At 60.6% G+C, this 12,726-nt stretch carries 11 protein-coding genes; 6 read left to right on the top strand and 5 right to left on the bottom strand.

Features of this window, described 5'->3' with window-relative positions; all coding sequences use genetic code 11:
• The first annotated feature begins 97 nt into the window (after nucleotides 1-97).
• Nucleotides 98-445 carry a carboxymuconolactone decarboxylase family protein gene (locus tag ABD806_RS01585; protein WP_344954058.1) on the top strand — a complete coding sequence of 116 codons (348 nt, stop codon included), beginning with the start codon at nucleotides 98-100 and terminating at the stop codon, nucleotides 443-445.
• Nucleotides 446-459: 14 nt separating this feature from the next.
• Here ABD806_RS01585 and ABD806_RS01580 read toward each other — a convergent pair whose 3' ends face one another.
• The 3 genes from ABD806_RS01580 to ABD806_RS01570 form a co-directional block, all read right to left on the bottom strand.
• A complete protein-coding gene (locus ABD806_RS01580; RefSeq protein WP_344954056.1) occupies nucleotides 460-4,449 on the bottom strand; it encodes a bifunctional diguanylate cyclase/phosphodiesterase in 3,990 nt (1,329 codons plus the stop codon).
• A gap of 151 nt (nucleotides 4,450-4,600) precedes the next feature.
• Complete coding sequence (locus tag ABD806_RS01575; protein ID WP_344954054.1) at nucleotides 4,601-5,338, bottom strand: 5-oxoprolinase subunit PxpA; 738 nt, start codon at nucleotides 5,336-5,338, stop codon at nucleotides 4,601-4,603.
• Between the two features lie 37 nt (nucleotides 5,339-5,375).
• Nucleotides 5,376-6,842 (bottom strand): RimK family protein, encoded by a 1,467-nt coding sequence (locus tag ABD806_RS01570; RefSeq protein ID WP_344954052.1) that lies wholly within the window; start codon nucleotides 6,840-6,842, stop codon nucleotides 5,376-5,378.
• A gap of 137 nt (nucleotides 6,843-6,979) precedes the next feature.
• Between ABD806_RS01570 and ABD806_RS01565 the strand changes: the two genes are divergently transcribed.
• The 4 genes from ABD806_RS01565 (at nucleotide 6,980) to ABD806_RS01550 (ending at nucleotide 10,359) form a co-directional block, all read left to right on the top strand.
• Complete coding sequence (locus ABD806_RS01565) at nucleotides 6,980-8,086, top strand: peptidase C39 family protein (protein ID WP_344954050.1); 1,107 nt, start codon at nucleotides 6,980-6,982, stop codon at nucleotides 8,084-8,086.
• 147 nt (nucleotides 8,087-8,233) lie between these two features.
• Nucleotides 8,234-8,797 carry a cysteine dioxygenase family protein gene (locus ABD806_RS01560; protein ID WP_344954048.1) on the top strand — a complete coding sequence of 188 codons (564 nt, stop codon included), beginning with the start codon at nucleotides 8,234-8,236 and terminating at the stop codon, nucleotides 8,795-8,797.
• Between the two features lie 112 nt (nucleotides 8,798-8,909).
• A complete protein-coding gene (locus ABD806_RS01555; RefSeq protein WP_344954046.1) occupies nucleotides 8,910-9,485 on the top strand; it encodes an LEM-3-like GIY-YIG domain-containing protein in 576 nt (191 codons plus the stop codon).
• A gap of 196 nt (nucleotides 9,486-9,681) precedes the next feature.
• Nucleotides 9,682-10,359 (top strand): Dph6-related ATP pyrophosphatase, encoded by a 678-nt coding sequence (locus ABD806_RS01550; protein ID WP_344954044.1) that lies wholly within the window; start codon nucleotides 9,682-9,684, stop codon nucleotides 10,357-10,359.
• 37 nt (nucleotides 10,360-10,396) lie between these two features.
• On the opposite strand, the gene ABD806_RS01545 is transcribed toward ABD806_RS01550, so the two are convergent.
• A complete protein-coding gene (locus ABD806_RS01545; RefSeq protein ID WP_344954042.1) occupies nucleotides 10,397-11,353 on the bottom strand; it encodes a LysR substrate-binding domain-containing protein in 957 nt (318 codons plus the stop codon).
• A 102-nt stretch (nucleotides 11,354-11,455) separates the two neighbouring features.
• On the opposite strand from ABD806_RS01545, the gene ABD806_RS01540 reads away from it, so the two are divergent.
• Nucleotides 11,456-12,289: a PhzF family phenazine biosynthesis protein gene (locus tag ABD806_RS01540; RefSeq protein WP_344954040.1), complete on the top strand. Its 834-nt coding sequence runs from the start codon at nucleotides 11,456-11,458 to the stop codon at nucleotides 12,287-12,289.
• A gap of 57 nt (nucleotides 12,290-12,346) precedes the next feature.
• On the opposite strand, the gene ABD806_RS01535 is transcribed toward ABD806_RS01540, so the two are convergent.
• Nucleotides 12,347-12,697, bottom strand: coding sequence for a hypothetical protein (locus tag ABD806_RS01535; RefSeq protein WP_344954038.1), 351 nt, complete (start codon nucleotides 12,695-12,697; stop codon nucleotides 12,347-12,349).
• Nucleotides 12,698-12,726: the final 29 nt, after the last annotated feature.

Below are 12,726 nucleotides of genomic sequence, written 5' to 3'. Positions count from 1 at the left end.
CTCCTGCCAATCGGCCATAGTCAGTAGGATGTATGCCGTTACCGTTCATCAATACAGGGTAACGGCACACGGCCTAAAGCTTCAGCAGGAGATGACCATGAGCAGCAAACCCTCCCCCCAGTATCTCAAGATAAAAAAACAATACCCGGCCCTGTTTTCGGCACTCGAAGCCATGGGCCTGGCGGCCAGGCAGGCCGGACCGCTGGATGAAAAACAGGCCCAGCTGGTTCAGCTGGCGGGAGCCGCGGCCAGCCACTCGGAAGGCGCCGTACACAGCCACACCCGACGTGCCATGGAAGCGGGCGCGACCAAAGAGGACATTTGCCACGCGCTGATCCTGCTCACCAGCACCATCGGCTTTCCGGCGGTAATGGCCGCACTCAGCTGGGCCCAGGATGTGATGGAAGGGCGTATTCCACCGGTAGAGCATATCGACTCGCCCTAAGGCGAGCCGAGATGCTATGACACCCGGTGACCGGCGGCGCTCAGGCTGCCGGCCTGCCGCTCACCCAGGAAGGCCTGCAGCCGTTCCAGGGGCATGGGCCTGGCAAAATAAAACCCCTGGAAGAGATCACAGCCATGGCGTTGCAGGAACTGGTATTGTTCCTGGGTTTCTATGCCTTCCGCCACCACCTCTAGCCCCAGCTGATGGGCCATGGCAATGATGCCCTGGGTGATGGCGGCATCATGGGGATTGCTGGTCACTTCCTGGATAAAGCTGCGATCTATCTTGATCTTGCCGATGGGCAGGTTCTTCAGGTAGCTGAGGCTGGAGAAGCCGGTGCCGAAGTCGTCGATGGCCACACTGACCGCCATTTCCCGCAGAGACTGCAAGACACCGATGGCATACTGGGTATTATCCATCAGGATCCCTTCGGTCAGCTCCAACTCCAGGCAGCAAGCCGGCAGGCCGGTACCGTGCAAGGTGTGTTGCAGCGCGTCCAGGAAATTGGAGCGGTGGAATTGCAGCGGAGAGAGGTTGACGGCCACCCGATAATCGCCATCCGGGCTCAGGGTCCGGGTATCGCGGCAGGCCCGCTCCAGCACCCACTGGCTGATCGGGATGATCTGGCCGGTGTCCTCGGCCAGCGGAATGAACTCGGCCGGGGAGATATAGCCCTTGACCGGATGTCGCCAGCGCAGCAAGGCCTCAAAACTGCACACCCGGCCGTCCCGGCGTATCAGTGGCTGATAGTGTAATTCGAAGTGGTGATGGTCGATGGCTTCCTGCAGCTCGTTACGCAGCACCACCAGCTGACCCAACTTTTTATTGATATCATCCGTATACCACTGGTAATGATTGCGGCCCTGCCGTTTGGCCTTGTACATGGCCATATCGGCCTGCTGGATCAACTGCATGGGATTGAGATGATTGCCGCCGCTGGCGGTGACCCCTATGCTGGCCGTGATCGAATACTCGTGCCGCTCAATCAGGTAAGGACGGGCGAGTGCCGTCAGGATACGCTCGATGACCACCACCGACTCGGCAGGATCGGCGAGATCCGTCAGCAGCACCACAAATTCGTCACCGCCGAAGCGGGCCACCGTATCTCCCGGAGACATCAGCGCCAGCAGCCGCCCGGCAACCTCGATCAACAGCTGATCACCCACAATGTGCCCCAGGCTGTCATTGATGGGTTTGAAACCATCCAGGTCGATAAACAACACCACCAGGTGGCTGCCATGACGCAGGGCCAACTGGCAATTTTGCTCCAGGCGGTCTTCCAGCAGGGAACGATTGGGCAGGCCGGTCAGGGCATCGTGATTGGCATGATGGGCCAACTGGGCTTCCTGCGCCTTGCGATCGGAAATATCATTCTGCACCCCGATAAAGTGGCTGAGCTGCCCTTGTTCATCCCGCACCGGCGCGATATAGAGATCATTCCAGAACGGGGTGCCGTCCTTGCGGTAGTTGCGCAATGTGGTATGGATCTCCTGCTGCGCCGCCAGGCCCTGGCGGATTTTTGCCACCTCCCGGGAATCGGTGTTGGGGCCTTGCAGGAAACGGCTGTTCTGCCCGAGGACTTCCGCTTCAGAATAGCCGCTGATGCGCTCGAACGCCGGATTGGCATAGACGATCGGCAAGCCCGGCCGGCGCGCATCGGCAATGACGATACCATTGATACTGGCTTCCACACTGCGCTGCAGGATCTGCAACCAGGCTTCGTCCCGTTTGCGCCGGGTAATGTCCTTGGCGATGCCATAGATACCGGTGATCCGCCCATCAACCACGATCGGCAGGCTGGTCACATCCAGTATCCTCTGCTCACCTTCCCGCACGCGGCTGCGCAGCTCGTGGCGCTGGGGCGTGCCGGACATAAAGGCCCTGAACATCAGCTCGCCGTCGGGCAAGGGGTCGTCCTCGACCAGCTCGGAGAAATGCCGGCCGATAATCTCCTCCTCCTGAAGGTTGAGCAGCTCGCAGCCGATCCCATTGACGGTGACCAGGACACCGTTCAGATCCAGGGAGAATACCGCGTCGGGATTATAGGTGAACAGGGAACGGTAGTGCTGCTCGCTCTCGGCCAGCTGGCGGCGGTAGTGATATCGCTCCAGCGTCAGGGCACACAGGCTGGCCGCGTTTTCAATCAACCGCCGCTCTGGTTCGCCGGGTGAGCCGGGTCGTCGATAATAAAGAGCGAAGGTGCCCAGCACCCTGTCGTCGGTGGCAATCACCGGATGCGACCAGCAGGCGCGCATGCCGTGGGCCAGGGCGAGTTCGCGATACTCTGTACAGCGTGCATCGGTCGCTATGTTCTCGCAGATCACCGGGGCCCTGTGATAGGCGGCACTGCCGCAGATACCGGCCCCCACAGGAATGGCGTTCAGTCCCTGCTGGTAGCCGGGCGGCAGGCTGATGCTGGCCGCCAGGCTCAGGGTCTGGCCATTGCCGTCAAGCAACAGGATAGAGCACAGCGAGTCGGGCAGCTGTTGTTCGACCAGCTGGCAGATGGCCTCCAGGGTGCCCTTGAGGGGCATATCACGGGCGATCATGTCCTGGATCTGCTGCTGACTCTGCAGGTGCAGCTTGGCCGCGCTCAGGTCACGACTGCGGGCCAGGGTCAGCTTGATCAGCTCGAGACAGATCACCAGCAACAGGCTGAGCGTAAACCCGATCAGCGCCATCCCCAAAAGCAGATTCGCAGAACGATTCAGCGCCTGAAAATCGCCAAGGTAACCGACACTGCGCAGCTCGGGCCCATAGGGCAGCTGTGCGCTGGTTTCGGTGATCAGCAGGTGATGCCCCTGAGGCTGTGTTTCCCCCCGTTCAATCAGCGGGTGGTTGACCAGAGAGGTAAACACCATGAAGGGGGAAAGCTGCATCCGGGGCTGCAACAGCATATCGAGATTGACGATGCCGACCAGGTAGCTGACTTCGGAGTCCAGCCCGGCAAGCGGCAGCGCCACCAGAGAAAGTACCCTGTTATCATGCCGATGACTTGAGTCGGGGATCATCATCCGCGTTTGGGATGGCGACAGTGCCAGCCAGCCTTGCACCTCGGGCTCGTTCAACAACCACTGTTCGCCCCGCCCATCTGTGTCTCGCGACTGCTCCCAGAGCAGCCGGTGTTGTGAGTCCAACAGCATCAGGCTCTCGAGACTGGGTATGTCGCGCAGATATGAACGGATATCGGCCTGCAGCAGGTTTGCCGGCGGCATGCGCTCGAAAGACTGCCAACGATCGGCCATGCGCTGCAACAGCTGAACCTGGCTTGCCAGGCGTTGCGAAACCGAAGCCTTAATATTCGCCACTGTATATTCGCCCTGTTGGCGCAGGCTCTGATTGTGATCCAGGCTGAGCTGATACCAGCTCAGACAGGACAAAAGAATGCCGAACAGGCCGGCCATCAGGGAATCGCGGCCCAGCATCAGCGGCTGCCCGGCAGGCCATTCTGCCGCCAGCAACAATGCCAGCCCGAATACCACCATAAACAGGCTGGTGATGGTGGCGGCAGCGGGATGGGGTCCGAGCCAAGAAAAAACCTCAGTAAACCAGTGCGCCACCACCAGCGCCAGGCCCGCGAGCAGCAAGCTTGCCCCCGTGACCCGCCAGCCATGCCGGGCGACGGGGTGCTCCCTGCCCAGCAACAGGCAGAGGGCAATCAACATGAATATGGCGGCAACGGGGGGATAGAGACGGCTGTAATCGCCGGCACCCGCCGGCAGGCCATCGCTCAGGCTGTTGCCGGCGATGACCAGAATAACCACGGCGACGAATCGCCCCGGCCACCGCCGTCCCGTCACGGCGAACAACAGGCCCAATCCGGCAAAAATGGCGGCCAGCGCCCCATCATAGGAAACGATAAGGCTCAGCGGGTTATCGGCAGAAATCACTATCCCGGCCAGCACACCGGTCAGCCCCATGATAATGCAGGAACCGATGGCCATTAGCAGGTAGGCCTGGCGGGCAATAAGCTTGGTGTCGAGTTGCATCCCTGTACTCTTCATCTTTGATGGCATTCCGCCGTCGGCTCAGTGACCTGTTTTGATGCGCGGAAGCACATGATTAAACAGGATAGTAACAGCCCGGAGCGGCTGATACCATGGCTTAGGTCTCCGTTTGAAGCCAGATCGAACGAGGGAGCTTTCAGCTCCGGCCTCAGGCCGACAACGCCTCCCGGGCCGCCCGGGCGATGGCAACGGCTTGGGCGTGATCACTATGCACGCACAGGGTATCGGGTGCCAGCTTCAGCACCTTGCCGGTCACGCTCAATATTTCGCCGGTGTCACGCAAGTGCCGCACTCGTTCGCGGATCTGCTCCACATCGTCCAGCACGGCCCCGGGCAACTGCCAGGGCACCAGGCCGCCGTCGTCCAGGTAGGCCCTGTCGGCGAAGGCTTCACGCAGCAGGTCGACGCCGACCTGTTGCGCCAGCCGGGTGTAATGGCTGTGATTGGGGGTGGCCAGCAGCATCAGCCGGGGATGCCCGGGCAGGCGAACCAGCGCCTCCAGCACGGCGCGAAAAATGGCTTCATCGCGCATCATATCGTTATACAGGGCCCCGTGGGGCTTGACATAGTCGAGCGCGGGCAACTCGGCCAACGCCGTCAGGGCACCGGCCTGATACAGTACCAGGTGGGTGATGCCGGCCGGGCTATGGGGAATGCTGCGCCGTCCGAACCCTTCCTTATCATGGTAACCGGGGTGGGCGCCGATGGTGACCTGATGCCGCTTGGCCAACGCTATGGTGCGGGCCATGGTATCCGGATCCGAGGCGTGAAAACCGCAGGCGATACTGGCCTGATCCAGCCAGGGCATCAGGGCCTCATCCCGGCCCATGGTCCAGGAGCCATAGCCCTCGCCCAGATCGCAGTTCAACAATAGTTTATGCGGCATTGTTCTTCCCTCTTTCACTCTTCCCGCGCAGGCTCACTCAGGCTGCCTCGAAACGGCGTACAAAGTCCTCGATGACGATATCGTAGAGCTTGTCCTTGAGAAAAACGTCTTCCACCCCGTGGTCGATATTGGGGTTGTCGTTGACCTCGATCACCGCCACCCGGCCCTTGCCCTCCTTGATGTCCACCCCGTACAGGCCGTCGCCGATGGGCTTGACCGACTTCAGCGCCGCATTGAGCACCGCCTTGGGCACCTCGTAAGTGGGCAGGGTGACGAAGGCGCCGGAATCCGCCTCCTTCTCTTCATTATGGCGGTAGATCTGCCAGTGTCCTTTTACCATAAAATATTTACAGGCGAAGATCGGCTGATGGTTCAAAATCCCGATGCGCCAGTCAAACTCGGTAAAAAAATACTCCTGGGCCAGCACCAGCGCCGACGCCTTGCGCAGCTTGGCCAGGGTATCCTGCAGCTGGGCCCTGTCCTGCACCTTGTACACGCCGCGGGAAAAGGCGCCATCGGGGATCTTCAACACCAGCGGATAACCCAGCTCCCGCTCCAGCCAGTCGGCGGCGTCTTTCTGCCTGGGGCTGACCATTAGGGTCTTGGGGGTGGGCACCCCGTGCTTGGTAAAGCTCTCGGCCAGGAATACCTTGTTGGCACAGCGCAGGATGGAAGTGGGCGAGTCCATCACCACCAGGCCTTCGTGCTCCGCCTTCTGGGCGAAGCGGAAGGTATGATGGTCGATGGCGGTGGTCTCACGGATGAACAGGCCGTCATATTCCGCCAACCGCTGATAGTCCTTGCGGGTAATGATCTCCACATTGACCCCAGCCCGCTCGCCGGCCTTGATAAAGCGCTTGAGCGCCTTGGGATCGGACGGCGGCAGCGATTCATCCGGGTTGACCAGCATCGCCAGATCGTAACGACAGCGCTTCACCGATTTCGGCTTGCGCCAGATGATGCGGGAATAGGTTTCCAGCGCCTGGGCGAACTGGTCTTCCTCCTCCCCTTTCAGTTCCTTGGGCGACAGGGTGCTCAGCCCGGCCAGCTCCCAGCGGCTGCGCAGCTTGAAGCTCAGCTCCATGATCGGGCTCGGCAGTCGTTCGAACAGCTCCCGGCACAGGGGCAGCAGGCCCGGCAGGGCGCACTGGCCAAAATAACTCTTGACCTTGAGCTCGCGTACCGGCTCATTGCCGGACTCCGCCAGCCGCTGCAGTGCCTCGCCCACACCGTCAAAGCCGAAGGCGAACAGCGCCTTGTTGCGCAGGCTGTTGAGGGTCGCGACCGAGGGGATCACGTGCTGGCCCCTGGCCTCGGCCAGCAGCGAACAGTAATAGCCGTTGGAAAGATACTTGTCGGTTCTGCAGAGGTTGATCACCCGGGTGCGGGGTGCATCCTTGCCGGTACTCTGTTTAAGATAGGTTTGAAAATCCACCAGATTGTCGCTGGGAAAATAGGGCTCCCACGCGCTTAATTCATCCACCACCAGTATCAGCTGTGTCATGACGGTTCCTGAGTCAACAACGTCTCGGCAATAGGCTAACACTATACTCAAAGTCAGGTTCAAATCATGGAAATTCACTCGCCGTCGGTTTTTTTTTGACGTATGTTGGAGTGACCCATCTGGCTCAAAGGTCGAATATGTCAGATCTTGCACTGCGCCCCGCCCTCAAGACCGATCTGCCGGCGCTGGAATCACTCGAACATCACTGCTTCAGCCAGGACAAAATCAGCCGACGCAGCTTTCAACGCTTTATTGAACACACCCGGGATCTGCTGCTGGTCGCCGAGCGGGAGCAACAACTGCTGGGCTATATCCTGGTGCTGTTCCGCCGCAATACCCGCCTGGCCCGGATATATTCCATAGCGGTAGACCCAGGTGCCCGTGGCCAGGGCATCGCCCGGGAGCTGATGCTGGCCGCCGAAACCGGTGCGGTGGAAAAAGGCGCGGTATTTATGCGCCTGGAAGTGCGCGCCGACAACCTGGCGGCCCAGGGCCTGTATCAACAGCTGGGCTACCGCCAGTTCGGCGTGCATCACGACTATTATGAAGATCATCAGGACGCCCTGCGCTTTCAGAAACGGATCCACAGCTACCATCCGTTGACCGGCGCCAAGGAGGTGCCCTACTACCGCCAGACCACCGAATTCACCTGCGGCCCCGCCTCGCTGATGATGGCGGTCAGCGCCCTGAACCCGGACTATCAGCCGGAAATCGATGAAGAGCTGCAGCTGTGGCGTGAAGCCACCACCATCTTCATGACCCAGGGTCACGGCGGCTGCGGTCCCCACGGCCTGGCACTGGCCGCCCGCCGGCGTGGCTTCGGGGTGGCGCTGATGATCAACCAGCCGGGCCCGCTGTTCGTCAACAGCGTGCGCACCCCGGACAAGAAGCGGATCCTGGAGCGGGTCCATGGCCAATTCCTGGCACAGATGGCGCTGCTGGGCATCGAGCCCCATTACGGCAGCTTTACTCTTGGCGACCTGGAGCAGGGTCTGGCCCAGAACCGGTTGCCGCTGGTGCTGATCAGCACCTATCACCTGGATGGCCGCAAGGCGCCCCACTGGGTGCTGGTGTGCGCCATGGATAAGGAGTTCGTCTATATCCACGATCCGGACATCGACGACGACGCGGGCGAAAGCCCGGTAGATAAACAATATCTGCCCATCGAGCGCAGCCGCTTCGACCGCTCGGCCCGCTACGGCCAGAACGGCCTACGCACCCTAGTGTGGGTATACAAAAATTAAATGGGATGGTGAAATGGAGGCGTCGGGTGATGACCTTCGACACAGCGAGTTCGAGCGATAACGGGTGCAGCCGCCGAGTCTGGGGGATCCCCTGACACCATAAGCCGAGATGCTTCAGAGAACATTCACAGGATAAAACAGACCTATATGAACACAGCGCCCTATTCCATCCCCCGGTTTGTCGAGGATGTGTTGCGCATCATGTCCCGCACCCAGGATGAAGCCGCCCTCCTGGCCGAGGTGGCCCCCCTGGCCCAGCGCGCCGCCGCCGAGCAGGGCTGGCGCACGCCGGAGATGTATCTCGCCAACCTCGAGCTCGGCTTTGGCTCCACCCTGCTCCATGCCCAGCCGGATCATTCCCTGTTTATCGTGGTCGACAGCTGGTTGCCCGGACGCGGCGTCCGCCCGCACGATCACGGCACCTGGGCGGTGGTGGTGGCGGTGACCGGACCGGAAAGAAATACCTTCTGGGAGCGGGTCGACGACGGCACCGAACAAGGCCACGCCAGATTACGCTGGCTGCGGGAACAGACGGTATCGGCAGGAGAAGTCGTCACCATGCCCACCGGCGCCATCCATAGTGTGGTCAACGACGGCATTGAAACCACCCTGTCCTTTCACGTCTACGGCCGTCACCTGAACCATACCGGCCGCTCCCAGTTCGATGTCGAGCACCACCGGGAGATCCCCTTTATCATAGAAACCCGCTAAACGCTTCAGCCAGTCTAGCGGCAACGACCAGAACGGATCGCAAACCCCGGGTAAGAATACATAGATTCTGAGTGGAATGGGGCGTCCATAACTGTTAGGTGTAAGGAAAAACATGGCACATAATCCATTTTATGTTTATGCCCTAAAAGACCCAAGGGTGAAGCCTGCCAAGACCTTTTACATCGGCAAAGGTACGGGCAATCGAGCTTGGGAGCATCAAACACAAGTTGATGATTCGGATAAAGGTAAAATCATTCAGGAAATTCACGATGCTGGCCTGTCGGTTCTGCATACGGTAATTGCCGACAACCTAACCGAGGAACAATCACTAAAAATTGAAGCAGAGCTTATCGCTGGTTTCGGCATTCGATCTCAAGGTGGCTTGCTTACTAACAAGGTTAAGCCAAATCCGAATAATATTTCAAAGCGCATCAAGGTAAACATTCCAGATGGCTGTTATGAAAAAGCACAGATGGGCTTGGGCATCCTAAAGTCAGCGGTCATGGAATTGGCTAAAGCCAACCCCGAGGGAATTAAAAACTCCGATGCAGCAAAATACCTTGGCCTGCAATCGGATTACGGGGGCGGTTCTAAAGATTATTTGAGCTATAGCATCCTCGGCATACTAATGAAAGAAGGTCGAATGATGCGCAATGAGAAAAAGAAGCATGTAGCAAAGTCAGAGTAAACATCTAATAAAACAAGGCATCAGACACAATGCCAGTCAATTAACGGGATGGATTGGCTTTCAAGCCGACCTTCTGCGCCAGGGACGGTGCAGCAGAATCCCCAGGGATGGGATTACGGCGTCTCGGTGGGAAGCCAATTCATCCCGTTTTACGCTTAACTGACAAACATCAGGCATCATTACCAAGGTTAATACCATGCGAAATGCAGCAATACTCTGGACCGGCGGCAAGGATTCCGCGATGGCACTGTACGAGGCAGCCCAGAAGGGTTATCACATTCGTTGCCTGGTCACCTTCGCGCCACCGGAGCCCAGGTTCCTGGCCCACCCCCTGGAACTCATCAGGATGCAGGCTCAGGCCTTGGGGCTGCCCCATCATGTGTTGACCATCAACGCACCGTTTGAGCAAAGTTACGAGGCCGGCCTGCGCAGGCTGAAAGAGGAAATGTGCATCGACTGCGTGGTCACCGGCGACATAGCGGCGGTGGGCGGCAGTCCCAACTGGATACGTGAGCGGAGCCGCCCCGTCGGCATGGAAGTCTATACCCCCTTGTGGGGGCGCGATCGACACGGCTTGCTGCAACGGTTTGTGGAGCTGGGCTTCAGGGTGCGTTTTTCCTGCGTCAATACCCGCTGGCTGAATGCGAGCTGGGTTGGCCGGGAGTTGAATGAAACGGCCATTGCCGAGCTACGCATCCTGGGTGAGCAGGGCGAGCTGGATCTGTGCGGTGAGCAGGGTGAATATCACACCATGGTCATTGACGGACCAGGGTTTACGCAGGGCATCGACATCCTTGCCTACTCAAGGCGCAGCGCCGATGCACTGGCCTATATGGACATCCATGAGTTGGCATTGATGGAACATGCCGGGTGACGGCCGATGTCGCCCATTAACCGGATGCCTCCCACTTTTACTCCGGCACCGGCCGGCCCAGCTCGATGGCCATAGTGCTTTTGACCTGGGCCACATAGGTGTCTATTTCTTCCAGCAGCCAGCTCCTGAACGCCATCACCCTGGGGTTGTCCTGCTCGGCGGGGCGGCTCACCAGATAATAACCGTATTCCGTGCTGCGCCAGGGGAGCAGGGCCTGCACGCGGCGCTCCTGCACCAGCTCAACGCTTAGCGACAGGCGGCCGATACACAGGCCCAGGCCCCGGCTGCAGGCAGAAACCGTCATGCTGCTGTCCGACATCCGGATCTTCTGCAGCCCTTGCGGACGCAGGCCGGCTTCGCGCAGCCAGGGCGGCCAGCCGCTCCAGGGTTCCGCGGCCGAGACCCCCATGTCCTCCAGCAGGGTCATGGTCCGCATCAGGGTCCGGGGGCGGCTGTCGGACAGTTCGGGTATAGCCTGGGCCGGGGCCAGTACCGCGACCGCGTCGCCCATCAGATATTCGACCAACAGGCCAGGATAACCGCCGCCGCCAAAGCGCACCCCCAGATCGGCCTGGCCCTGACGTAAGTCAGCCAGCCGGCTGTCTCCCACCAGGCTCAGCTCCAGCCCGGGAAAGCGACGCACCAGCCGCTCCAGCCTGGGCGCCAGCCACAGCTGGGCGAAGGAGTGCGGGATAGAGACGATAAGCGGCCCGTCGACCGAACCCCGCTCGATGCCGGCGGTGGCCCGTTCTATGATCTGAAAGGCGCAGGCGACACTGTCCCGATAGCGGCGACCGGCCTCGGTGAGCGCCACCCCCCGCGGCTGCCTGACGAACAGGGCTACACCTAAGCTGCCTTCCAGCTCCTTGATCCTGTGGCTGACGGCCGCCGCCGTCACATTCAGCTCGCCGGCGGCGCCCGCAAAGCTGCCGTGGCGCGCCGCCGCCTCGAAGGCGCGCAAGCTATTGAGTGAGGGCGTTCGTGGTCGGTTCATGGGTAAATATAAGTAAGCCTATGGCTAAATTAATATCCGTTGCCATTAGTCATGCTAATGACAAAATGGCCCCATTGTAAATACACAACAGAGGTAAAAAAGATGGACAGCACCCTGTATCGCCTGGCGGCGTTTACCACCCATCCCTCCGGCGGCAATCCGGCCGGCGTCTGGCTGGGCGACCGGCTACCGGACGCCGCCACCATGCAGCGTATCGCGGCCGAGGTCGGCTATTCCGAAACGGCCTTTATCGCCCCGCGCACCGGCACGGCCAGAACCATCCGCTACTACAGTCCGGAGGCGGAAGTCAGCTTCTGCGGCCATGCGACCATCGCCGCCGGGGTGGTGCTCGGCCGTACTACCGGTGCGGGCGACTACCAGCTGTCGACCACGGTCGGAACTGTGCCGGTAACGGTGCGTGAGCGGGAGGGGAAACTGGAAGCGTCGCTGGTGTCCGTGGCCACCCGGCATCAGCCGGTCTCCGAGGCCCTGCTGACCGAGGTGCTGGCCTGCCTGGGCTGGAGCCGGGATGATCTCGACCCTGGCCTGCCCCCGGCCCGGGCCTATGGGGGGGCCTGGCACCTGGTGCTGGCGGTGGCCACGGAGGAGCGGCTGAATCGCCTCGAATACGACTTCGAACGGCTCAAGGCGCTGATGCAAAGGGAGCGGCTGACCACGCTGCAGCTGGTATACCGGAAGCGGGAGCAACTGTTCCATGCCCGCAATCCGTTTCCAGTCGGCGGCGTGATCGAAGACCCCGCCACCGGCGCGGCGGCGGCGGCGCTGGGCGGCTACCTGCGCGATGCAGGGCTGGTAACAACGCCGATGAGCCTGCTGATCCGCCAGGGCGAGGCCATGGGCCGCCCCAGCCTGCTGCGGGTCGAGATCCCCGCCGACGGGGGCATAGTGGTGACCGGCGACGCCGTCGATATATAAGCACCTTGCCGAGATCCGCACCGATCTCGGCACGCCGGCAAATACAGCCGGCCTCGCCTACTGTCGGGGATGAAACCTGAGCTTCAGGTAGATCAGCCCCGCCCCCATCAGGGTGCCGAGCGGGAAGGACGGCAGCTGGATCACCACCAGCAGCCAAAACGGCCACTGCTGTTTCAACCCCCCGGCGGCAAGGTAGCCATCCCAGGCTCGGCGGCACAACCATAACCAGGCCAGGGCGAGCGCCACCATCAGCAGCCAGAGGCTGGTGCCCTGCATGGCGGGGCCGGGCATGCCCTGCATCTGGCCGCTGTGCATCATCCAGCCCATGCCCAGCAGCATGATACTGACCAACACCGCCTGCAGGCCGATGATCAGCTTGGCGATGGTATCGGCGGTTTCTCTGCGCATTGTCTTATTCCCTTCATCCAATCGTTATC

This window comes from Zobellella aerophila, assembly GCF_039539325.1.
Classification (GTDB): Bacteria; Pseudomonadota; Gammaproteobacteria; order Enterobacterales; family Aeromonadaceae; genus Oceanimonas; species Oceanimonas aerophila.
This window is presented reverse-complemented; position numbering and strand designations above follow the sequence as displayed.

Coding starts and splice junctions, on each gene's coding strand:
- ABD806_RS01545 (WP_344954042.1), bottom strand. CDS start 11,353: ATGAACCGACCACGAACGCCCTCACTCAATAGCTTGCGCGCCTTCGAG.
- ABD806_RS01575 (WP_344954054.1), bottom strand. CDS start 5,338: ATGCCGCATAAACTATTGTTGAACTGCGATCTGGGCGAGGGCTATGGC.
- ABD806_RS01555 (WP_344954046.1), top strand. CDS start 8,910: ATGGCACATAATCCATTTTATGTTTATGCCCTAAAAGACCCAAGGGTG.
- ABD806_RS01560 (WP_344954048.1), top strand. CDS start 8,234: ATGAACACAGCGCCCTATTCCATCCCCCGGTTTGTCGAGGATGTGTTG.
- ABD806_RS01570 (WP_344954052.1), bottom strand. CDS start 6,842: ATGACACAGCTGATACTGGTGGTGGATGAATTAAGCGCGTGGGAGCCC.
- ABD806_RS01580 (WP_344954056.1), bottom strand. CDS start 4,449: ATGAAGAGTACAGGGATGCAACTCGACACCAAGCTTATTGCCCGCCAG.
- ABD806_RS01565 (WP_344954050.1), top strand. CDS start 6,980: ATGTCAGATCTTGCACTGCGCCCCGCCCTCAAGACCGATCTGCCGGCG.
- ABD806_RS01585 (WP_344954058.1), top strand. CDS start 98: ATGAGCAGCAAACCCTCCCCCCAGTATCTCAAGATAAAAAAACAATAC.
- ABD806_RS01550 (WP_344954044.1), top strand. CDS start 9,682: ATGCGAAATGCAGCAATACTCTGGACCGGCGGCAAGGATTCCGCGATG.
- ABD806_RS01540 (WP_344954040.1), top strand. CDS start 11,456: ATGGACAGCACCCTGTATCGCCTGGCGGCGTTTACCACCCATCCCTCC.
- ABD806_RS01535 (WP_344954038.1), bottom strand. CDS start 12,697: ATGCGCAGAGAAACCGCCGATACCATCGCCAAGCTGATCATCGGCCTG.